A 21,192-nucleotide genomic window follows, 5' to 3' on the forward strand; every position below is an offset into this window, starting at 1 on the left:
ACATGACGAGCACCACTGAGCTGCTGCAGCACGGCGCCGAGCTGTTCCCCGGCGAGGTCGTCACGACCGCGCACGTGCGCCACCTGGACCTGCCGCTGCAGGCCGGCAAGCTGGCCCTGATCACCCTGGACAACGGCTTCGACCACACCAAGCCGACCACCTTCGGCCCGGGCTCGCTGCTGAAGCTGTCCACCGCGCTGGACCAGGTCGAGGCCGAGGCCGCCGAGGGCAAGGTCGTCGCCGTCGCCGTCACCGGCAAGCCGTTCATCTTCGCGGTCGGCGCCGACCTCAAGGGCGTCGAGCTGCTCAAGGAGCACGCGGACGCGCTGGCCATCGGCAAGGGCGGCCACGAGGTCTTCAAGCGGATCGCCGCGCTGCCCGTCCCCTCCTTCGCCTTCTACAACGGCGCGGCGATGGGCGGCGGCGTCGAGGTCGGCCTGCACGCCACCTACCGCACGGTCAGCGCGGGCGTCCCGGCGTTCTCGCTGCCGGAGGTCTTCCTGGGCCTCGTCCCCGGCTGGGGCGGCTGCACCCTGCTGCCGAACCTGATCGGCCCCTCGAGGGCGATCAAGGTCATCATCGAGAACTCGATGAACCAGAACAAGCAGCTCAAGGGCAAGGACGTGTTCGAGCTGGGGATCGCCGACGCGATCTTCGAGCCGGCCGACTTCCTGGAGCAGTCGCTGCTGTGGGCCGCCAAGGTCCTCAAGGGCGACGTCGTCGTCGAGCGCGAGGAGATCGACCGCGGCAAGGCCTGGGACGACGCCGTCGCCTGGGGCCGCCTGGTCGCCGACGCCAAGGTGCACGGCGCCGCGCCGGCCGCCTACAAGGCGCTGGACATCATCCAGCAGGTCAAGGACTCCGATCTCCAGGCCGGCTTCGACGCCGAGGACGCGGCCCTGGCCGACCTCATCATGAGCGGCGAGCTGCGCAGCGGCATCTACGCCTTCAACCTGGTGCAGCGCCGGGCGAAGCGCCCGGTCGGCGCGCCGGACAAGTCGCTGGCCCGCCCGGTCAGCAAGGTCGGCGTCGTCGGCGCCGGTCTGATGGCCTCGCAGCTGGCGCTGCTGTTCGCCCGCCGTCTGGAGGTGCCGGTGGTCCTCACCGACATCGACCAGGAGCGCGTCGACAAGGGCGTCGGCTACGTCCACGCCGAGATCGACAAGCTGCTCGGCAAGGGCCGGATCGGCCAGGACAAGGCCAACCGTCTCAAGGGCCTGGTCAGCGGCTCGCTCGACAAGGCCGCCGCCTTCGGCGACGCGGACTTCGTGATCGAGGCCGTGTTCGAGGAGATGGGCGTCAAGCAGACCGTCTTCGCGGACCTGGAGAACGTGGTCTCGCCGACCTGCGTGCTGGCGACCAACACCTCCTCGCTGTCGGTCACCGAGATGGCCTCGAAGCTGAAGCACCCCGAGCGGGTCGTCGGCTTCCACTTCTTCAACCCGGTCGCGATCCTGCCGCTGCTGGAGATCGTCCGCGGCGAGCAGACCGACGACGCCTCGCTGGCCACCGCCTTCGGCGTCTCGAAGAAGCTGAAGAAGACCTCGGTGCTGGTCAAGGACGCCCCGGCGTTCGTGGTGAACCGCATCCTGACCCGCTTCATGGGCGAGATCCAGACCGTCATCGACGAGGGCACCCCGATCGCCACCGTCGAGAAGGGCGTCGAGCCGCTCGGCCTGCCGATGTCCCCGATCGTGCTGCTGGAGCTGGTCGGCCCGGCCATCGCGCTGCACGTCTCGGAGACCCTGCACGGCGCGTTCCCGGAGCGGTTCGCCGTCTCCGAGAACCTCGGCAAGGTGGTCAAGGCCGGCAAGCGCGGCTTCTACACCTGGGTGGACGGCAAGCAGGTCCTCGACCCCGAGGTGCTGGAGCTGCTGACCTTCGGCGACACCGTGCTGACCGAGGAGCAGGTCCTGGACCGCGCCCTGGAGGCCGTGGCCCAGGAGATCGGCCTGATGCTGGAGGAGGGTGTCGTCGCCGAGGCGCAGGACATCGACCTCTGCATGATCACCGGTGCCGGCTGGCCCTTCCACCTGGGCGGGATCACCCCGTACCTGGACCGCGAGGGCGTCTCGGAGCGGGTGAACGGCAAGCGCTTCCTCGCCCCCGGCGTGGCTTCGGTGCCCGCGTAACGCGCAGCGCCCCCGCACCCGCCGGAGCCCCGGTGACCTGGACGGTCACCGGGGCTCCGGCGTGTGCGGGGGTGGTCAGCTCTTCTTGAGGCGGTAGACCACGGTGTCGGCGAAGACGCCGACCATCTCGTAGTGGGTGTCCAGCAGGTTCTCGATCCGCGGGACCAGCACCGGCTGGTACGGGGCGATGCCGGAGTCGTCCACCACGACCTCGGGCAGGTTGTCGGCGAGCTCCTTGTCGAAGGTCTGCCAGGCGTTGCTGACGCTGAACTGCTCGCCCACGTTGGCGTTGCCGTCCTTGCCGCCGCTGTAGTTGGTCAGGAAGCCGGCGGTCAGGTAGCGGGTGGCGGGCTTGCGGTCGGCCAGCCAGTACAGCTCGGGGTGCATGCCCCAGACCAGGACGGTGTCCTTGGGGGTGGTCTGGGCGGCGACCGCGGTGGCGACCTCGGTGGTGCGGTTGAGCCGCTCCCCCGGCCAGGCCAGGGCCAGCGCCCAGAAGACCGTCGAGGCGACCGTGGTGTACACCAGGACGGGCTTCCAGCGGACCGCCGAGGTGGCCACCGCCCCGGTGCCCAGCAGCACCAGAGGGGGGATCAGCTGTAGGTAGTAGTGGCCGAAGAAGTGGAAGCCCACGCTGACCGCGACGACCGAGGAGGCCAGCCAGACCCACAGGTCGCCGGTGGAGCCGTGTTCCTCCCCGGCGACGGGCAGCGGCCGGTGGCGGTGCTTGAGCCAGAGCCGGCGCCCGACCGGGAGCAGGAAGCCCAGCCCGGCCGCGACCAGGATGGCCGAGTTGCCGAGCGCGCGGCCGATCATCTGGAGCCAGGCGCCACCGAAGGAGGCGTAGTCCCCGCTGCCGGTGACCACCCAGAACAGGAAGCCCTTGGGCTTGGTCAGGATGACCGCGACCAGCGCTATCGGCAGGATGAAGCCGAAGCCGATCTTGAACAGGGCGGGCGGCCAGCGCACCCCGCGCCGGCGGGCGTCCTGGAACAGCATCCAGAGCACGGGCAGCAGCACCGCGCCGCCGGTCTGCTTGGTCAGCGAGCAGAGCGCCACCGCGATGCCCGCGGCCAGCCAGCGGCGACGCTCGGCGTACCGGAACGCGGCCACCATGGCGGGCAGCATGAAGACCTCGAAGGTCGCCGCCTGGGTGTCCTCCGGGGAGAGCCCGATGGAGACCAGCAGGTAGAGCAGCCCCGCACCGGCCCCGGCCCGGTTGCCCCAGCGGCCGCGGGCGATGGACGCCAGCAGGATCGCGGTGACCAGGTGGGCGCCCACCGCCAGGGTGCGCAGCGGCCACAGCGAGGCGGAGCCGAAGATCGTGAAGCAGGCCTGGTAGAGCCAGGGGAGCAACGGCGGCTTGCGGTCCACCACGGTGTCGTACAGCACTCCGCCGTCGGCCAGCATCCGGGCCTGGGTGGCCAGGAACCCCTCGTCGGGGCTCCAGACGGGCCGGGCGAAGGACGGGATGTGGGTGAGCAGTGCGACCAGCGCGAGCACCGGCACCAGCCTCGTCCAGTACCCGGTCTGCACATGGGTACGGACGCGCTCGGGCAGGCGCTCGGCCAGTCCGGCGAAGCGGAAGCGGGTGGGGGTGGGCACGGATGACAACCTACCGGGCGGGATCGGCGCGGGCGGCGCCGGTCCCGCCTTTCGGTGCGATTGTCAGCTTGTTTCGTGACGAACTGTTACGGAGTTACGACGAACGGTCGTCGGTGGAACGCGTTCCGGGCCCGTTCTCAGGCCTCGACCCGAGCCGCGTCCAGGCTGGCGACCAGGGCCGTCACCTTTCGGGCGATGTCCGGGGCGTTCAGGCCGATCTCGGCCAGGATCTCGTTCCGGCTCGCGTGGTCCAGGAACTCCTGCGGAATCCCGAAGTCGCGCACCGGCAGATCCACGTCCGCGTCGCGCAGCGCCTGCGCCACGGCGGCGCCGACACCGCCCACCCGGCCGTTGTCCTCGATGGTGACGACCACCCGGTGCTCGGCCGCCAGCCCCGGCAGGGCGGCGTCCACCGGCTTGACCCAGCGCGGGTCCACCACGGTGGCGGTGATGCCCTGGGCGGCCAGCAGGTCCGCGACCTCCAGGCTGGTGGCGGCCATCGCGCCGACCGAGACGACCAGCACGTCCGCGCGGTGCGTGCCGCCCGGCTCCTCGGCGGCGCGCAGCACGTCCATGCCGCCGATCCGGCCGACCGCCGGGACGGCCGGGCCGACGGTGCCCTTGGAGTAGCGGACCACGGTCGGGGCGTCCTTGACCTCGACGGCCTCGCGCAGCTGGGCGCGGACCTGGTCGGCGTCGCGCGGGGCGGCCAGCCGCAGGGTCGGGACGATCTGCAGCATCGACATGTCCCACATGCCGTTGTGCGAGGCGCCGTCGTCGCCGGTGACGCCGGCCCGGTCGAGCACGAAGGTGACGCCCAGCCTGTGCAGGGCGACGTCCATCAGGACCTGGTCGAAGGCCCGGTTCAGGAAGGTCGCGTAGACCGCGAAGACCGGGTGCAGGCCGTTGGTGGCCAGGCCGGCGGCGCTGGTGACGGCGTGCTGCTCGGCGATGCCGACGTCGAAGATGCGGTCCGGGAAGGCCTCGGCGAAGGGCGCGAGGCCGACCGGGTGGAGCATGGCGGCGGTGATGCCGACGATGTCGTCCCGCTCGTGGCCGAGCGCGACCATCTCCTCGGCGAAGACCGAGGTCCAGCTCCGGCCGCCGGCGTTCTTGATCGGCAGGCCGGTCTCCGGGTGGATCTTGCCGACCGCGTGGAAGCGGTCCTCGTCGTTGTTCTCCGCGGCGTGGTAGCCGCGGCCCTTCTCGGTGAGGCAGTGCACGATCACCGGGCCGCCGAAGCCGCGCGCCTTGGTCAGCGCGGACTCCAGGGCGGTCAGGTCGTGGCCGTCGATCGGGCCGATGTACTTGAGGCCGAGGTCCTCGAACATGCCCTGCGGGGCGATGAAGTCCTTGAGGCCCTTCTTGGCGCCGTGCAGCGTCTCGAACAGCTGCTGGCCGACCACCGGGGTGCGCTGCAGCGCGTCCTTGCCCCAGGAGAGGAAGCGCTCGTAGCCCTGGGTGGTGCGCAGGGTGGCGAGGTGGTTGGCCAGGCCGCCGATGGTCGGCGAGTAGGAGCGCTCGTTGTCGTTGACGACGATGACCAGCGGGCGGTCCTTGGCGTCGGCGATGTTGTTGAGCGCCTCCCAGGCCATGCCGCCGGTGAGCGCGCCGTCGCCGATGACCGCGACGACCGGGTCCGGCTTGCCGAGGATCTTGTTGGCCTTGGCCAGGCCGTCGGCGTAGGAGAGCACGGTGGAGGCGTGCGAGTTCTCGATCACGTCGTGCTCGGACTCGGCGCGGGACGGGTAGCCGGACAGGCCGCCCTTCATCCGCAGCATCGAGAAGTCCTGGCGGCCGGTGAGCAGCTTGTGGACGTAGCTCTGGTGGCCGGTGTCGAAGAGGATGCGGTCGCGCGGCGAGTCGAAGACCCGGTGCAGCGCGATGGTGAGCTCCACCACGCCGAGGTTGGGGCCGAGGTGGCCGCCCGTCTTGGCGACCTCGGTCACCAGGAAGGTCCGGATCTCCTGGGCCAGTGCGGCCAGCTGTCCCGGCGTGAGCCGGTCGAGATCACGCGGTCCCCGAATGCGGGTCAGCAGGGCCACCCGTTCCTCCTCGTTCAGTGTTCGCGGACCGCGGGCGGTCCGACGGGCGTCGCTGCCCGGTCTGGCGGCGGGCCGGCGGTCGCGGCCGGTGCCGACCGGTCGAGTCTAATGTCCGCTTGCCGGACACCGAGCGGCGCGCCCGGTGCCACCGACCCGTTACCGCCATTCCCGGAGGTCGGCCCGGGGGTCGCGCGTCACCCTGGATTGACGAACGGACGTTCGGGAACGATCCGGGCCGCAGCGGCTCAGCCCCGCCCCAGCGCCCCGGACTCCCCCATCTCGCTCATCACCAGGGCCAGCGCGCCGAGCACCTCGGCCCGGCCGCCCAGCGTGCCGGGGACCACCGAGAGCTGGCGGGCGGCGCTCGGGATGGCGTAGCGGGCCACCGAGTCGCGGATCGGGGAGAGCACCAGCTCACCGGCCTCGGCGAGGTCGCCGCCGAGGATCACCCGGCGCGGGTTGAGCAGGTTGCACAGGGTGGCGACGCCGGTGCCGATCTGCCGGCCGGCGTCGGCGATCACCCGGCGGCAGCCGAGGTCACCCCGATGGGCCAGCTCGACCACCCGGGGCAGGGTGAGGTCCGGGCCGAGGGTCGGGGTCAGCAGGGAGAGCAGGTAGCGGGAGCCCACGAAGGTCTCCAGGCAGCCGCGGTTGCCGCAGCGGCAGACCGGCCCGGCCTCGTCCAGGGTGATGTGCCCGATCTCACCGGCGGTGCCGCCCGGCCCACGGTAGATCTGGCCGTTGACCACCAGTCCGGCGCCGACCCCGCTGGCGACCTTGATGTACGCGAGGTCGCTCAGCCCCCGCCCGGCCCCCCAGACCAGTTCGCCGAGCGCGCCCAGGTTGGCGTCGTTGTCCACGTGCACCGGCATGCCGAGCCGTTCGGCCAGCTCCCGGCCCGGGGCGATGCCCGTCCAGCCGGGCAGGATCGCGGTGGAACCCAGCGCGCCGGTCTCCACGTCGATCGGGCCGGGCACGCCGAGGCCGACGCCGATCACCTTCTCCGGGCGGAACCCGGCCTGCCGGAGCAGCCTTTCCACCATCGCCTCGGCCCGGTCGAAGCCCTGCGCCGCGGAGACGTCCACGTCGATCGGGGCGCTCTCCTCGGCGAGCACCCGGTGCGCGAGGTTGCCGACCGCGACCCGCAGGTGGGTGTGGCCGAAGTCGATGCCCACCACGATGCCCGCGTCCCCGCTGAGCGAGACGCTGCGCGCCCGCCGGCCGCCGGAGGAGGTGTCGGCGACCACGACGGTGCCGCTCTCCTTCAACTCCCGCACGATGTTGGAGACGGTGGCCGCGGACAGGCCGGTGCCGCGGGCGATCTCGGCCTGGGTCAGCGAACCGGCCGTCCGCACCGCGCGCAGCACCCGCTCCAGGTTCGCCCGGTGCAAGGACGACTGCGAGCCCGGTGTGTCCGTCGACATGATCCACCCTCCCAGGGCGGGGACCCCTCCGCCGGGACGTCCCCTTCAACTCCTGAAGGGTAGGGCCTGTGCCGCGGATCGGCGCTGATCGGGCCGGGACGGGGCGACGGGGACCGGCGGCGGGCCCGGGAGCGGCGGGGGAAAGTGGCGGGGGAGGTGGCGGGGGAACGGACGGAAACGGGCCGACGGAGTCCTGGGTTCGACCGAAAAACACCCACCACTAGCATGGTGCCCTATCTCACGCGTCCCCCCGGACCGCGGGGCGGTACCGGCAGGGGGACGCTTCCAGGAATGACGGGGAATCAGATGGCAGGGGATCACCCTACGCCGGGGGCAGGCGCAGTGCCGGGCAGCGGCCCGCAGGACAATCGGGGCGTCTCGTTCGGGCGCCCGCCCGGCGGCGTGGATCCGGCCGCCGTGGCGGACCAGGTGACACAGCTCGACGGCGCGGCGATCCCGGGCCCGGCCTCGCCCGCCGGGCCGCCGCCGGCCCAGCCGCCGGCTCCGCCCGTACAGCCGCCCGCGCAGCCGCCCGCCGCCGGTGCCGGCTACCAGCCGTACGCGCCGACCGCGGCCGCCTTCCCCGGCCAGGCTCCGCCGCCGCCGGCCGGGGCGCCGGTCGGCCCGTACGACCCGATGCCCGGTGGCGCCTACGGCGCGCCGGACGGCGGGCAGGCCTACGGCGCCGGCTACGGATACCCGCAGCAGCAGCCCGGGTACTACCCGGGCGCGCCGCTGCCCCCCGCGCCCAAGCAGCGCAACCCCGTGATGCTGTGGGGCGGGATCATCGGCGGCGTCCTGGCGATCGCCATCGTCGCCGGGCTGGTCGTGCTCCTCAAGGGCAACGACCCCGACCCCACGCCGAACGCCAGCTCCGGCGGCACCACCACGTCCGGTGGCACCACGTCCGGAGGCACCGTCACCAGCGCCCCGACCGCCGACAGCACCAGCGGCAGCACCACCGGTGGCACCGGCGGGGCCGGCTACAACATCGCCTGGAACGCCCCCAAGGCCGCCAACGCGGACAGCGGCTCGCAACTGCTCGGCATCTGGGGCAGCGACAAGGTCGCGGTGCGCGCCGACAGCACCGGCATCCGGGCGTTCAACACCTCCGACGGCAAGGAGGCCTGGAACATCCCGGTCCCGGCCGGCAGCAAGGAGGTGTGCACCGCCTCCTACTCGGCCAACTCGAAGAACATCGCCGCCGTCTCCTTCAACACCGGTGACAGCGACTGCTCCACCATCGGCGCCGTCGACGTCAGCCAGGGCAAGCTGCTCTGGAGCGTCAAGGTCTCCACCGACCGGATGTCCTCGCCGACGCTCAGCGTCACCGACAAGGTGGTCGCCATCGGCGGCAACGTGGTCGGCGGCCTGAACATCGACAACGGCTCGGCGGCCTGGCAGTTCCAGCCGCGCGACAAGGACTGCAGCCTCTACGGCCGCGCGGCCGGCAGCCAGATCGCGGTCAGCGACCGCTGCTACGGCGGCTCCGGCCCGAAGTCGCAGCTGGTCATCGTGGACGCCGACAGCGGCAAGGCCGCCAGCACGCCGATCACCCTCACCGGCAGCATCGAGCGGATCGACAAGGTCGTCCAGGACCAGCCGCTGGTGCTGCTGATGAGCAGCGGCCCCAACGGCGACTACATCCTGCCGTTCGACAAGAGCAACAAGCCCGGCAACCAGATGTCGGTCAAGGAGCCCGGCGCGGACAGCCTGCGGCTGTCCGGCCAGTCCGACGCCTACAGCCAGAACGTGGTCAGCGGCACCACCCTGTACGCCCAGATCACCGGCGCCAAGTCGGCCGTCAACGCGTACGACCTGACCACCGGCAAGCGGATCTGGTCCGCCGCCAGCGCCACGTCCAACCAGGACATCCGGCTGGTGTCCGGCACCGACAAGGACGGCAAGGTCCGCGCCATCGTCAGCCAGGGCTACAACAAGCCCGCCCGGCTGGTGACGCTCTCGCCGGCCGACGGCTCGATGACCGACCTCGGCACCATGGCCATGCCCAACGGCCTGGACATCGGGATGAGCATGTCCGAGTACGTCCTCTCCAGCGACGGCAGCGCCGTGTACGCCTTCCGCCGCGGCAGCTCCGACGCGCCGCTGACCAAGTGGAAGAAGTGACGGCGGGGGGCTGAGCACCCCTCGGACACGAGCCCTCGCGGCTCGTCCTGGCGGGGCGGGAACGGGCGATCCGTCCGGACCCGCCCCGCCTGCGATTTTTCCGGGAGCCCGTCCGTTGGGTCATGGGAGGATTCGCCCCATCAGCCTGACGAAGGAGTGCAGCGAGTGCCCGGCACCAACCTGACCCGCGAGGAGGCCCGCACCCGGGCCGACCTCCTCCACGTGGACGCGTACGACATCGAGCTCGACCTGAGTTCGGCCCGCGAAGGAGGCACCTTCCGGTCCACCACCGTGGTCCGGTTCACGGCCACGACCCCCGGCGCGGACACGTTCATCGACCTCGTCGCGCCGAGCGTCGAGGAGATCACCCTCAACGGCGCGCCGCTCGACCCGGAGAGCTTCGCCGACAGCCGGATCCCGCTGCCGAACCTGGCCGCCGAGAACGAGCTGCGCGTCGTCGCCAACTGCGCCTACACCAACACCGGTGAGGGCCTGCACCGGTTCGTCGACCCGGTCGACGGCGAGACCTACCTGTACACCCAGTTCGAGGTGCCGGACGCCCGCCGCGTCTTCGCCTCCTTCGAACAGCCCGACCTGAAGGCCGCGTTCGCGTTCACCGTGACCGCCCCCACCGGCTGGGTCGTGGTCTCCAACTCGCCCACCCCGACCCCGGTCGGCGAGGGCGCCTCGCAGGTCTGGACGTTCGAGCCCACCGGCCGGATCTCCACCTACATCACCGCGCTCGTCGCCGGCCCGTACGTCGGCGTCTTCGACACCTACGAGAACGGCGCGCAGAAGGTGCCGCTGGGCGTCTACTGCCGCCCCTCGCTGCGCGAGTTCCTGGACGCCGAGGACATCTTCGCCGTCACCAAGCAGGGCTTCGACTACTTCCAGGAGAAGTTCGACTTCCCCTACCCGTTCGCCAAGTACGACCAGCTGTTCGTCCCGGAGTTCAACGCCGGCGCGATGGAGAACGCGGGCGCCGTCACCCTGCGCGACCAGTACGTGTTCCGCTCCAAGGTCACCGACGCCGCCTACGAGGCCCGCGCGGCGACGATCCTGCACGAGCTCGCCCACATGTGGTTCGGCGACCTCGTCACCATGGAGTGGTGGAACGACCTCTGGCTCAACGAGTCCTTCGCCACCTTCGCCGAGGCCGTCTGCCAGGCCGAGGCCCCCGGCTCCAAGTGGCCGCACTCCTGGACCACGTTCGCCAACCAGATGAAGACCTGGGCCTACCGGCAGGACCAACTGCCCTCCACCCACCCGATCATGGCGGACATCAACGACCTGGAGGACGTCCAGGTCAACTTCGACGGCATCACCTACGCCAAGGGCGCCTCGGTGCTCAAGCAACTGGTGGCGTACGTCGGCCAGGACGCCTTCTTCCAGGGCGTGCAGGCCTACTTCAAGCGCCACGCCTGGGGCAACACCCGGCTCACCGACCTGCTCGGGGCCCTGGAGGAGGCCAGCGGCCGCGACCTGCGGACCTGGTCCCAGGCCTGGCTGGAGACCGCCGGCATCAACGTGCTGCGGCCCGCCATCACGCTGAACACCGACGGCGAGATCGAGTCCTTCGCCGTCCTCCAGGAGGCCCCCGCGCTGCCCGCCGGCGCCAAGGGCGAGGCCGTGCTGCGCCCGCACCGCATCGCCATCGGCCTGTACGAGCTCGCCGACGGCGCGCTGGTGCGCACCGACCGGATCGAGCTCGACGTCGACGGCCCGCGCACCGAGGTGCCCGAGCTCGTCGGCCGGCACCGCCCGGCCGTCGTGCTGCTCAACGACGACGACCTCTCGTACGCCAAGATCCGGCTCGACGAGGACTCGATGGCCGTCGTCACCGAGCACCTCGGCGGCTTCACCGAGTCGCTGCCGCGCGCCCTGTGCTGGGCCTCCGCCTGGGACATGACCCGCGACGGCGAACTCGCCGCCCGCGACTACCTGGCGCTCGCCCTCTCCGGCATCGGGCGGGAGAGCGACATCGGCGTCGTGCAGTCCGTGCAGCGCCAGGTCCGGCTCGCCCTCGACGCCTACACCGACCCCGACTGGCGCGAGCAGGGCCTCGCCCAGTGGGCCGCCGCCGCCGAGGAGCACCTGCGCGCCGCCGAGCCCGGCAGCGACCACCAGCTCTCCTGGGCCCGCACCCTCGCCTCCGTCGCCCGCACCGACGGGCAGCTCGGCCTGCTCGCCGGCCTGCTCGACGGCACCGCCGAGATCAAGGGCCTCGCCGTCGACACCGAGCTGCGCTGGACCCTGCTCACCCGGCTCTGCGCCACCGGGCGCGCCGACGAGGCCGCCGTGACGGCCGAGCTGGCCCGCGACAACACCGCGGCCGGCCAGGAGCACGCCGCCACCTGCCGCGCCGCCCGGCCCACCGCCGAGGCCAAGGCCGAGGCCTGGACCGCCGTCGTCGAGTCGGACACCCTCACCAACTACGTCCAGGAAGCGACCATCGCGGGCTTCCAGCAGTCCGACCAGCAGGAGCTGCTCGCGCCGTACGCGGCGAAGTACTTCGCCGCCGTCAAGGAGGTCTGGGAGACCCGCAGCCACGAGATCTCGCAGCAGATCATCGGCGGGCTGTACCCGGCCCTGCAGGTCACGCAGGCCACCGTGGACGCGACCGACGCTTGGCTGGCCGAGGCCGAGCCGGCCCCGGCGCTGCGGCGCCAGGTCGTCGAGGCCCGGGCCGGGATCGAGCGCGCGCTCAAGGCCCAGGCGGTCGACCGGGCGGCGGGCGCCGGGCGCTGACCTGCCGGGGCGCCCGGCGGGGTCCCGGTCGGGGTCCCGTCGGGCGCTGTCGGGGCTCCGACGGACGCCTCGGGGCGCCGGCGGGGCGCCGTCAAGGTGCTGGAACGCCTGAAGGGGCACCGGAGATCTCCGGTGCCCCTTCGGGGTCGTGCAGGTCCTGGTGGACGCGGTGGTTACTTCTTCTTGCCCTTGCCCTTGCCGTACGGCAGGCCCGCGAGGGCGGCGATGATCACGAAGGCGGCGATCGGGATCAGCACGTACAGGCCGATGGTCTGGCCGACGCTCAGGCCAGGACCCGGGTCGTCGCCGTCGTCCCTGGTGAAGGCCATGGCGGGCGACGACAGCAGCATCATCAGCGTGACCGTTGCGGAGACCGCGCCGGCTCGCAAAGCGTTCCTCTTGTCCACGTTTCCAACTTACCCGCCGCTTATGACCCCCCGCGCGTCGGGGTCGGCCTTCCGGAAGGGGGCCGTCCGCGGTGCCGGGGTCAGGCGGCGGGGCCGCACGGCGGGGTCAGACGGCGGGGTGGGCGCCGGGCGGGGCCAGCAGGTGGGCGAGCAGGCGGGCGGCCGGGGTGGCGGCCAGCCGGTCGAGGGTGACCGGGTCGCCGGCTCCGTCGGCGACCGGCAGACGCCAGTTCGGGTACTGGTCCCAGGTGCCGGGCAGGTTCTGCGGGCGCGGATCGCCGACCAGATCCGGCAGCCAGACGCCGACCAGCTCCGCCGGGGTCGCGCGCAGGAAGCGGTACAGCACCGGCATCGACAGCGGCTCGCCCGGCGCGAGCAGCCCCCGCGCGGTCAGCTCGGCCCGCCAGTCCGCCAGCTCGGCCACCGCCTCCTCCTGCTCCTCGCCCAGCGGACGGGCCAGCAGCCCGAGCCGGTGCCGCAGCTCGACGTGCTCGCCGGAGAGCCGGGCGGCGGTGCTCGGCAGGTCGTGGGTGGTGAGGGTGGCCAGGCAGCCCTGGCGCCAGCGGTCCGGGGCGAGGATCTCCCCCGCCCCCTGCCAGTCCCGCTCGAACCAGAGCACGGAGGTGCCGAGGATCCCGCGCGCCGCCAGCTCCTCCCGGACGCCCGGCTCCACCGTGCCCAGGTCCTCGCCGATCACCGCCGTCCCGGCCCGGTGCGCCTCCAGGGCCAGCACGCCGAGCATCGCCTCGGCGTCGTAACGGACGTACGCGCCCTCGGTCGGCGGGTGGCCGTCCGGCACCCACCAGAGCCGGAACAGGCCCATCACGTGGTCGATCCGGACCGCGCCCGCGTGCCGGGCCGCCGCGCGCAGCAGCTCCGCGTACGGGGTGTAGCCGACCGCCGCCAGCGCGTCCGGGCGCCAGGGCGGCAGGCCCCAGTCCTGACCGTGGGCGTTGAAGGCGTCCGGCGGGGCGCCGACGGAGATGCCGCCGGCCAGCACGTCCTGGAGCGCCCAGGCGTCCGCGCCGTCCGGGTGGACGCCGACGGCCAGGTCGTGGATCAGGCCGACCGGCATGCCGGCCTGCCGGGCCGCGCGCTGGGCCTCCGCGAGCTGCTGGTCGACCTGCCAGGCGAGCCAGCGGTGGAACTCGACCCGGTCGGCGAGCTCCCGGGAGGCGTGCCCCACCTGTGGGCCGTCCGGGTGACGCAGCCCCTTCGGCCAGCCGTGCCAGTCGGCGCCGTGCGCCTCGGCGAGCGCGTTCCACAGTGCGTTCCGGCGCAGCCAGTCGCCCTCGCGGCGCTGGTAGGCCTCGTACGCGGCCTGGCGGCCGGGGCCGCGCGGCACCTCGTGCAGCAGTTCCAGCGCCTCGCGCTTGAGCGCCCAGACGGCGTCCCGGTCGATCAGGCCGTCGTGCCCCAGCACCTCGTCGCGCAGCCGGGCGGCCCGGCGGCCCAGCTCCTCCGCCTCGGCGCGCTGGTCACCCGTCAGGTAGGCGTACTCGGGGACGGCCTCGACCCGCAGGTGCACCGGATCGGCGAAGCGGCGGGAGGAGGGGCGGTAGGGGGACGGGTCGGTGGGGGCGGCGGGCGCGGCGGGCAGCGCCTGGTGCAGCGGGTTGATCTGGACGAAGCCCGCGCCGAGGCCGGCGCCCGCCCACTGGGCCAGCTCGGCGAGGTCGCCGAGGTCGCCCATGCCCCAGGAACGGTCGGACAGGACGGAGTACAGCTGGGCGAGGAAGCCCCAGCTGTAGCCGGGCAGCGGGGGCAGCTTCTCCGGTGCGACGATCAGCGCCGCCTGGGCCTTGCCCTCCCCGCTCTCCGCCCTGAGCACGTGCCGCCCGAGCGGCAGGTCCGGCGGCAGCCAGTGCGAGTGGCCGCGCGGCAGCTCCCACACCCCGCCGTCCTCCAGCTCCACGTGCAGCCGCGCGTCGGCCGGCACGTCCAGCGCCGTCCGACGCCCTTGACGGACCACCACGCAGGGCGGCAGCAACCGGGCTTGCTGCGCGGCCCGGTGACGATCCATCGCCTCGCGCGCCTGCTCCGGCGTCCCCGCCGCCACCCCCAGGGCCGCCAGCACCGCGACCAGCGTGCGCGCCCCCACGGTCACACCCCCCGGCCCGGGGTACCGGGTGTCCACCCCGTACGCCTGCGCCAGCGCCACCAGTTCGGGCGGTGGCGGCGGCGCGTCCTGCGTCGGCACCCTCAGCCCGTCGGCTCCGTCACGGTCGAGATAAGCGGCCACTCGCGGCTCCTGCGATGTCTCGGCAACGCCTGGTCAGGACGACCACAGTCCTACCCGGGTGACGGCCCGACGACGCTGCGCGACACGACCGCGCGGGTGGATCAGTCGGGTCGACGCAACGGGATCGGCTGATTGTCCGAGACCGACTGCAGGCCGACGAATCCACTCGGGGACAGGAGCGCGGCGGAAGGCGGATGGAAGGAGGGGACCACCACGATCCGTTCGAAGAACTCGTACACCCACTCGTCACGGGTCTCGGCAGCGCCTCCTTCGCCGGTCACGATCCCCCTCAGCAACCAGCCCGGGCCGTCGCAGCCGAGCACCCGGTTGACGGAGACTCCCCTGACACCCGGCCCCTTCTCCACGGGGACCTCACACCTGAGCTCCACCCCAGCCCGGCCCGCCCAGACGCGGGCCTCGCTTCCCGTCGCCAGGACGCCGGCCGTCAGACGTTCACGTGCCCTTTCCCAGGCATCCGGCCGGGTGGCGTGAATACGCCTGGAGTTGAAGCCCCGCCTGGCGACCCTTCACGACGACGGCCTCCACGAGATCGCCGGACGGCGCCCTGTTCAACTCGATCCTGACGCTCGGCTCCCGGGGAACCCTGAGCCCTCCGAGGTCGATGAGGTCCGTCCCCTGCCAGCCGCGCTCGCTCACGTCCCACGGACCGACCTCCTCGCCCCGCGCCGCCAGGCGGAACGGATCCTCGGCACCGAGGAACTCGTCCGTGGTCTCCTCCACAGCCTGGAGCAGCGCGGTCACCTCGCTCTCGCGCACAGTCCCGGCGTCCAGCAGAACCGCCAGTAGGAGAAGGGTGTTCCGCAACGTGAACAGGCCGTCGCCGCGCCCGACCCGGACTGCGGAGATCCCCGACCAGGGCTGCGACCATCGTGCCGGTCTCGTCCCTGCCGAGACCACGCGCGGCGAGCGCGGGCGCCTCCACCGGGAACTCCTCACCGGCCTCCCGCCTCAGTTGGAGAAGGATTTTCGTCGCAAACAGCAGGACCAGTGCGGGCGTGACCCGGGTCGGTCGGTCTTCCCAGCCCGCCTCGGTCTCGCTCTCGACGGACAGAGAGCCGCGCGTACGGAACTTGTGGAGGACCCGCGCTGCGGATCCGGCCCGCTGACCCATGCCCCCTCGCTCTGGACGGCTCGACGGCACACATCACGGCGATCGCCACCGCAGGACCACCTCGATGGTGCCGCGACCGATCTTGCCTTGCCCTCAGGGGAATTCGCCACACTTCTCTTCAACAAGGCACCGAGCCCGTCGTCATCAAGGAGTTACTCGACCACGCCCACATCGGCGTCACCGCCGCCATACTCCGGCTCCAGCGCGACGCCATCGACCTCCTCAGCCGTGCTCTCGGCCAATCCCCGAAGTCTGTCAGCGAGTCCCGCGACAATGATGCCCCACCGCTTTACGCAGTCCCCGTCCGTCCACGCTTGCCGTCAACTACTGTCGTCGGGACAACAAGCGGCCCCGCCGGATGGTTATCCGACGGGGCTCGGCAACACTCCCTTACCTATTCGACATCAGCTATCCCTCAAGGCGCCCACTGCAACTGAGCGAAGCTCGAAAGGGTCTGAATTTCAGGCAATCGAATCCCGATTGAAAGCTGAGGACCATCAATGGTTGCTGAGCCGGCGGCCCCACAAGCGCATACCAGCGCTGGGCGCAGTTCTAGGGCCTGCACTGCTGACAGGGCGAACGACGACCGGAAACCAGAACGCCCGATGGCGTGGCCGCCGGGCGGCTCTGATGTACAAGGGAGTTCTTACTTACTGAAGACCGGCCCCATCTGCAATTCATGGAGCAGCTCGGTCGCTGCGGCTGCGACCGAGCCACCCGCATCGTCTCGGAGTCCTGCAACGTCCATCGTGATATCCGAAAATGAGCGATCCACAGCAATCTCCCACGCGCCCCTGTGTGCGTACCGGCCCTTGTACTGAGGTAGTGCCAGATCTTCTGACGGACGCCACGCCCCGGAGGCGCGTCGGATGGTCGTCAAAAGTCCCAGAATTTCCTACAGGGACCGCCGCCTGCCCGGCTGGAACGCCGTCAACGGCAATCAGTTGCAGCTCTGGGACTGCCAACCGGCGCCTCCCAGCAGTGGACCACCACCACCCTGCGCACCCGGGTGATCCCCCCCCCCGAGGCCCCCCGAGGCCCGCCGCGCACCCCGCGCGGCGGGCCCGGGTACGTTCGGGGCCAGGGGGCTTCACCGGACCGGAACCGTCAGCCCGTCACTTGGGCATGCGCAGGAGGATCGGACTGTCCGACGGGGGCTTGAGTGAGCCGAACCCGGCTGGCGAAAGCAGCGGGTTGGGGACCTTTCGAAACGACGGGTCCACGACCACCCGCTCGACGTACCCGTAGGCCCAGTCGTCCTGGCCCCCGGGATCAGCGCCCTCCCCTGTCACAACGGCCCGCAGCAACCAGCCGGGCCCCTCGAAGCCGAGCACGAGAACCGTCTGCACCCCTCTATCCCCAGAAGGGAGCACGACGGGGACGTCGCACCTGAGCTCCACCCCAGCCCGCCCTGCCCACTCACGGGCCTCGCCGCCGAGCCCTCGCACGTTCTCCGCGAACGTCTCACGGGCCCGGCCCCAGGCATCGCCCTGAGCCGACCAGTACGCTTGGAGCTGTACCGACGTGGGCTTCCGCCGTACTCCGGCCTCCAACAGATCCGGGGACGACTTGTCCTGCTTCAGCTCGATCTTGCACCCCGGCTCACGTGGGATTCGGAGCCCGCCGAGGTCGATGAGATCGTCTTCCTGCCAACCGTCCTCATTGACGTCCCACGGCCCGACGTCGACTCCCCGTCGGGCCGGGCGAAACGGATTCTCGGCCTGGAGGAACTCATCGGCCATCTCCTCCGCAGCGCCAAGGAGAAAGTCGAGGTCGGCGCCACGGATGTCCTCGTCGTCCGTCAGCACCGCCAGCAGGACAAGAGTGTTCTGCAGCGTGAACAACGCGTCCCGACGTCCGTCCCTGACGGCTCGGAGGTCCCCCGTCAAGCCAGCGACCATCATCTCGACCTCGTTCGGAGCGAGGCCGTGCGAGGCTATCGCCTGCACATCGGCCGGAAACGGCTCACGTTCCTCCGCCCGCAGTCGCAGAAGCGTCTTGACCGCAAACATCAGCACCAGGGCGGGAGTCAGGCTCTCCGGCCGGTCCTCCCAGCGGGCCCTGGACGCCGTCTCCGGAGAAAGTGAACCATCGCGCTGGAACTCGTCCAGGACCTGTCGCGCAGCGCTACCGACGTCGCCCATTTCGCCACCCCTTGACAATCTTCGATGCCCGATAAGCGGTAATGCCAGCTGCAATAACTGCTTCCGTGATTCCAGCGGAGGCGCCACCGTGGTCAAAGGCCTTGACCATTTTCTCGGCTTGGACAGGGGCCCTCTGCATCGTGGACGCCCGTGTCTTCGTCTCCTCCGCGACCTCTTCACTGGCTCGACGCGAGGTTCCAGGGGCCTCAACGGCACGCGTGCCCAGTGGCCGTGCCTGGCCACCCGCGTCGGGGGCGAAGAAATCCGGTACATGCCCCGGGTCCGTCGATCCCCCGGGGCTCTTGGTGACCTCGGAGGCCTCCTCTCCGTTCCCGCAATTGTGCACGAGAACCGGCGTGGTACCTGCGAGCACATAGTACGTGTGCTACGCGACCCCTCCCCACCTGCTTTCTCGCAGGTCAACGGTGGTTTGACGGTCCGTCGGCGTCCGTGGATGTGCGCTGAAGTCCGTGGTTGTTGCCGTCGCTACTGCCGTCAGAGGTATAGACCAGTCGTGCTGTTGTCGGCCGCGCGCGTGATCCTACTGCCACGCTCCGGGCTCGGCACGGACGACGGTGCGCGTGGTCTGCTCGTACGTCTGGTGACCGGTCTGTGCGCAGTGCCCGGCGATCCAGCGCGTCAGCTCCTCGGGGGTGTGCAGCTCGCCGGACGTGGCAGCGCAGTCCCGCTCTTCGCCGGTGACGCAGCGCGCCTCGAAGGTTGGCAGCGCCATGGGGTCGGTCACGGTGGTCAGGTGATACTCGCGGAAGCGGTAGCGGCTGGTCTTGCCCATCAGCTTTTCCCGTCCTCCTCATGCGGCACCGGGATGCGCTGCCCGCGTGAGTCCGCGACCCTGAGCGCGTCCGACAGGGCCTCGGTCAGCCGGCAGGCCAGCCACCGGTACTCGACGCTCGGCGGCATCCGCTCTCCCGGGGCCAAGACGCTCCGGGCGTACTCCAACAGGTCCTCGCCCATGGTGAGCTGCATCGCCTCGATGCGGTCGGCGAGCGTCGAGACGTAGCCCTGACCGTTGGTGCTCAGGTAGCAGGGGCGACCGTCCGTGGCGGTCCACGGAAGCAGCCGCAGTCCGTCGATCGTGCGCTCTGCGTGGCTGTCGCTCTGGTCCGTCGGCGCCTGCTCGTGGTCGGCCTTGCGGTGGCGGTCCTGCATCGCCCGCACATCGGCCAGCCGGGACCGGTCGCGGCCGCGCACGGCTGCACGCGCACGCTTGCGCAGCCTGACACACTCCGCGCAGGCGGAGCCGGAGCGCTCCCGCCGCTGTGTCGTCTTGTGGGCCATGCTGCTTCCCTTCCTTGGGGCCGGGTCTCTTGATCAGGATCCCGTTGGCGTGAACCTTGCGGAGTAGCCAGCGTGTCTGCCTCTACGTCTGCCAAGCTGGCCTGGTGCGGGAGACGGTCGGGGAACTGGTCAGGCGACTGCGCCTAGCGCGCGGTTGGAGTCAGCGGCGGCTCGCCAAGGCGCTGGCCGATGCTGCTCCCGGACGCGTCCCGCCGACGCGAAACGACGTGTCACGCTGGGAGATCGGCACTCGATCCCCCCGCGAGTGGCTGCCCTTCCTCGCACGGGTGCTGGAGGTTCCCCGCGAGATGTTGGAAGCGGCGAAGGCCGTCCAGTCCCCCGAGCCCGCGCCGCGCGTGCTGACCGTGGCCGACTTCCTGCCCGGGAACGACCCACTGTCCGCGCTGACGGCGCGAACGGGTCGCCGGATCGGGGCCGGACAGGTCGCCGACCTGGTCCACCGGGTCCACGGCCTGCGGCTGGCCGACGATGTGGTGTACGGAAAGGACCTGATCGGGCCCGCTCTGCGGGAGTTGCGGGCAGCGGTGAAGCTCTACCGGGAAGGCAGCCACACCCAGGAAGTGGGACGCGAACTGCTGCGAACCATCGGCGAGTTGTCTCAGATCGCCGGGTGGGTGGCCTCCGACGCGGGCGAGTACGCCGAGGCTGAGCGGATCTACCGGCTCGGGATGAGCGCGGCCCGTGCGGCGGGGGACGGGGTGCTGTCCGGGAATGTGGCGGGCTCACTGGCCTACCAGTGGAGCAACACCGGACGTGCGGCGGACGCGGTGCATCTGGCCAACGCCGCTGTGGAGGAGGCCGGTCCGGACGCCCCGCCCAAGGCGCGCGCGCTCTACTTGGACCGTGTGGCCTGGGCGCACACCCGGGCAGGCCAGGATCGCCCGGCGATGATCGCTCTCGGTGAGGCGGGCGAAGCCTTGGCCGAGGACTCGGCCGGTACCGAATCGCCGTCGTACCTGTACTGGATGGACGCCGGCGAACTGCGGGTCATGGAAGCCCGCGTCTACACCGAGTTGCGGCGTCCTCTGCGTGCCGTTCCTCTGCTGACGGACGTCCTCGGTCGCTACGATGCCAGTCACGCACGCGAGTTGGCGCTGTACCTGTCGTGGCTGGCCGTGGCCTATGCCGACGCCAACGAGCCCGAGGCCGCAGCCGGGACGGCAGGCCGCATGCTCGCTCTCGGGCAGAGCGGCAGCGAGCGCACGGCAGAGCGCACGCGGATCGTCCTGGACCGGCTACGGGCCTTCCGCGGCGTACCCGAGGTCGCGGAAATACTGGCCTCCTGACAGCCCGGATCGCCCACCGGCCGGGGTTGGCGCCTCCGGCAGGCTGCGGGCCTGAGCGGGACGGGTCCCTCGTCGATCGGGCAGCTCCGCCGGACCAGGGTTCTCCGGGGGCCGCCAAGGCTCACCAGGTGACGCTTGCGCTCGGCCTTGGCGGCCCCCGGGGGTTCCTGGTACGCCTCCGGGGACCGGCCGGCGAGGGGCACGGCCCGCGACCCGCGACCTCTCACCACGACGGTGCCGCAGCAGTGCTCGGCCCCCGGTCCCTCGGAGGGAGGGCCTGGGGTGAGGTAGAGCCTTGTTGACCACGGCCGCTCTCGCTGGTGTTGCGCGCCCGGACGGGCGGGGGTGCCGCTAAGCGGGGCGGAGACAGGAGCGGGCGGCGGCCCCGCCGGGCCGGAGCGCGCGCGGCCCGCGACAGCGGGCCGCCTTGATCAAGTAAAGAAACTCTGAACAGCTCACCCTCCGACTCTGGTTCCAGCGCGACGCGTGGCACCCTCGGCACCGCCCTCGACGGCCCGACCGGTCCCGAGGCGGCCAGGATCGACGGTGAGGAACCGCCAGCCCTGCGCTGCTCCCGTCT

At 71.6% G+C, this 21,192-nt stretch carries 14 protein-coding genes; 4 read left to right on the plus strand and 10 right to left on the minus strand.

All coding sequences use genetic code 11. From position 1 onward, the window contains the following. The first annotated feature begins 2 nt into the window (after positions 1 to 2). Positions 3 to 2,132 (plus strand): 3-hydroxyacyl-CoA dehydrogenase NAD-binding domain-containing protein, encoded by a 2,130-nt coding sequence (locus ACIO9K_RS23180; RefSeq protein WP_400332576.1) that lies wholly within the window; start codon positions 3 to 5, stop codon positions 2,130 to 2,132. A 75-nt stretch (positions 2,133 to 2,207) separates the two neighbouring features. Here the strand turns inward: ACIO9K_RS23180 and ACIO9K_RS23185 are convergent, their stop codons facing one another. The 3 genes from ACIO9K_RS23185 to ACIO9K_RS23195 form a co-directional block, all read right to left on the minus strand. Then, positions 2,208 to 3,737 (minus strand): ArnT family glycosyltransferase, encoded by a 1,530-nt coding sequence (locus ACIO9K_RS23185; protein WP_371519210.1) that lies wholly within the window; start codon positions 3,735 to 3,737, stop codon positions 2,208 to 2,210. Between the two features lie 137 nt (positions 3,738 to 3,874). Continuing rightward, a complete protein-coding gene (dxs, locus tag ACIO9K_RS23190) occupies positions 3,875 to 5,782 on the minus strand; it encodes a 1-deoxy-D-xylulose-5-phosphate synthase (protein ID WP_400332580.1) in 1,908 nt (635 codons plus the stop codon). 245 nt (positions 5,783 to 6,027) lie between these two features. After that, positions 6,028 to 7,206 (minus strand): ROK family transcriptional regulator, encoded by a 1,179-nt coding sequence (locus ACIO9K_RS23195; RefSeq protein ID WP_363618753.1) that lies wholly within the window; start codon positions 7,204 to 7,206, stop codon positions 6,028 to 6,030. A 417-nt stretch (positions 7,207 to 7,623) separates the two neighbouring features. On the opposite strand from ACIO9K_RS23195, the gene ACIO9K_RS23200 reads away from it, so the two are divergent. Both ACIO9K_RS23200 and pepN read left to right on the plus strand, forming a co-directional pair. Further along, entirely contained in the window at positions 7,624 to 9,333 is a 1,710-nt protein-coding gene (locus tag ACIO9K_RS23200; RefSeq protein ID WP_400332584.1) for a PQQ-binding-like beta-propeller repeat protein, read from the plus strand. A gap of 165 nt (positions 9,334 to 9,498) precedes the next feature. Continuing rightward, complete coding sequence (gene pepN / locus ACIO9K_RS23205; protein ID WP_371519204.1) at positions 9,499 to 12,081, plus strand: aminopeptidase N; 2,583 nt, start codon at positions 9,499 to 9,501, stop codon at positions 12,079 to 12,081. Positions 12,082 to 12,254: 173 nt separating this feature from the next. Here pepN and ACIO9K_RS23210 read toward each other — a convergent pair whose 3' ends face one another. From ACIO9K_RS23210 to ACIO9K_RS23240, 7 genes are all read right to left on the minus strand, one after another. Further along, positions 12,255 to 12,488 carry a hypothetical protein gene (locus ACIO9K_RS23210; protein WP_363580370.1) on the minus strand — a complete coding sequence of 78 codons (234 nt, stop codon included), beginning with the start codon at positions 12,486 to 12,488 and terminating at the stop codon, positions 12,255 to 12,257. A gap of 106 nt (positions 12,489 to 12,594) precedes the next feature. Continuing rightward, positions 12,595 to 14,730, minus strand: a complete 2,136-nt coding sequence (gene malQ, locus ACIO9K_RS23215) for a 4-alpha-glucanotransferase (RefSeq protein ID WP_400332589.1) — start codon at positions 14,728 to 14,730, stop codon at positions 12,595 to 12,597. A gap of 101 nt (positions 14,731 to 14,831) precedes the next feature. Then, positions 14,832 to 15,224 carry a DUF3710 domain-containing protein gene (locus ACIO9K_RS23220; protein ID WP_400332766.1) on the minus strand — a complete coding sequence of 131 codons (393 nt, stop codon included), beginning with the start codon at positions 15,222 to 15,224 and terminating at the stop codon, positions 14,832 to 14,834. Further along, positions 15,184 to 15,555 carry a DUF3710 domain-containing protein gene (locus ACIO9K_RS23225; RefSeq protein ID WP_400332592.1) on the minus strand — a complete coding sequence of 124 codons (372 nt, stop codon included), beginning with the start codon at positions 15,553 to 15,555 and terminating at the stop codon, positions 15,184 to 15,186. The genes ACIO9K_RS23220 and ACIO9K_RS23225 overlap by 41 nt, the downstream gene beginning before the upstream one ends. A 1,422-nt stretch (positions 15,556 to 16,977) precedes the next feature. Continuing rightward, positions 16,978 to 18,006 carry a DUF3710 domain-containing protein gene (locus ACIO9K_RS23230; RefSeq protein WP_400332595.1) on the minus strand — a complete coding sequence of 343 codons (1,029 nt, stop codon included), beginning with the start codon at positions 18,004 to 18,006 and terminating at the stop codon, positions 16,978 to 16,980. A gap of 541 nt (positions 18,007 to 18,547) precedes the next feature. Then, positions 18,548 to 18,799, minus strand: coding sequence for a hypothetical protein (locus tag ACIO9K_RS23235; RefSeq protein ID WP_400332598.1), 252 nt, complete (start codon positions 18,797 to 18,799; stop codon positions 18,548 to 18,550). Then, positions 18,799 to 19,305 (minus strand): hypothetical protein, encoded by a 507-nt coding sequence (locus ACIO9K_RS23240; protein WP_400332601.1) that lies wholly within the window; start codon positions 19,303 to 19,305, stop codon positions 18,799 to 18,801. Before ACIO9K_RS23240 ends, ACIO9K_RS23235 begins: the two co-directional genes overlap by 1 nt. A gap of 104 nt (positions 19,306 to 19,409) precedes the next feature. Here ACIO9K_RS23240 and ACIO9K_RS23245 point away from each other — a divergent pair, with 104 nt between their 5' ends. Then, on the plus strand, positions 19,410 to 20,612 hold the full coding sequence (locus ACIO9K_RS23245) for a helix-turn-helix domain-containing protein (protein WP_400332604.1): 1,203 nt from the start codon (positions 19,410 to 19,412) through the stop codon (positions 20,610 to 20,612). Positions 20,613 to 21,192: the final 580 nt, after the last annotated feature.

Origin of the sequence: Kitasatospora sp. NPDC087271 (assembly GCF_044744605.1) — a bacterium.
Lineage (GTDB): Bacteria > Actinomycetota > Actinomycetes > Streptomycetales > Streptomycetaceae > Kitasatospora.

Excerpts from the sequence above, each read along its gene's own strand:
- ACIO9K_RS23230 (WP_400332595.1), bottom strand. The coding sequence starts at position 18,006 with ATGGGCGACGTCGGTAGCGCTGCGCGACAGGTCCTGGACGAGTTCCAG.
- ACIO9K_RS23195 (WP_363618753.1), bottom strand. The coding sequence starts at position 7,206 with ATGTCGACGGACACACCGGGCTCGCAGTCGTCCTTGCACCGGGCGAAC.
- ACIO9K_RS23235 (WP_400332598.1), bottom strand. The coding sequence starts at position 18,799 with ATGGGCAAGACCAGCCGCTACCGCTTCCGCGAGTATCACCTGACCACC.
- ACIO9K_RS23180 (WP_400332576.1), top strand. The coding sequence starts at position 3 with ATGACGAGCACCACTGAGCTGCTGCAGCACGGCGCCGAGCTGTTCCCC.
- ACIO9K_RS23240 (WP_400332601.1), bottom strand. The coding sequence starts at position 19,305 with ATGGCCCACAAGACGACACAGCGGCGGGAGCGCTCCGGCTCCGCCTGC.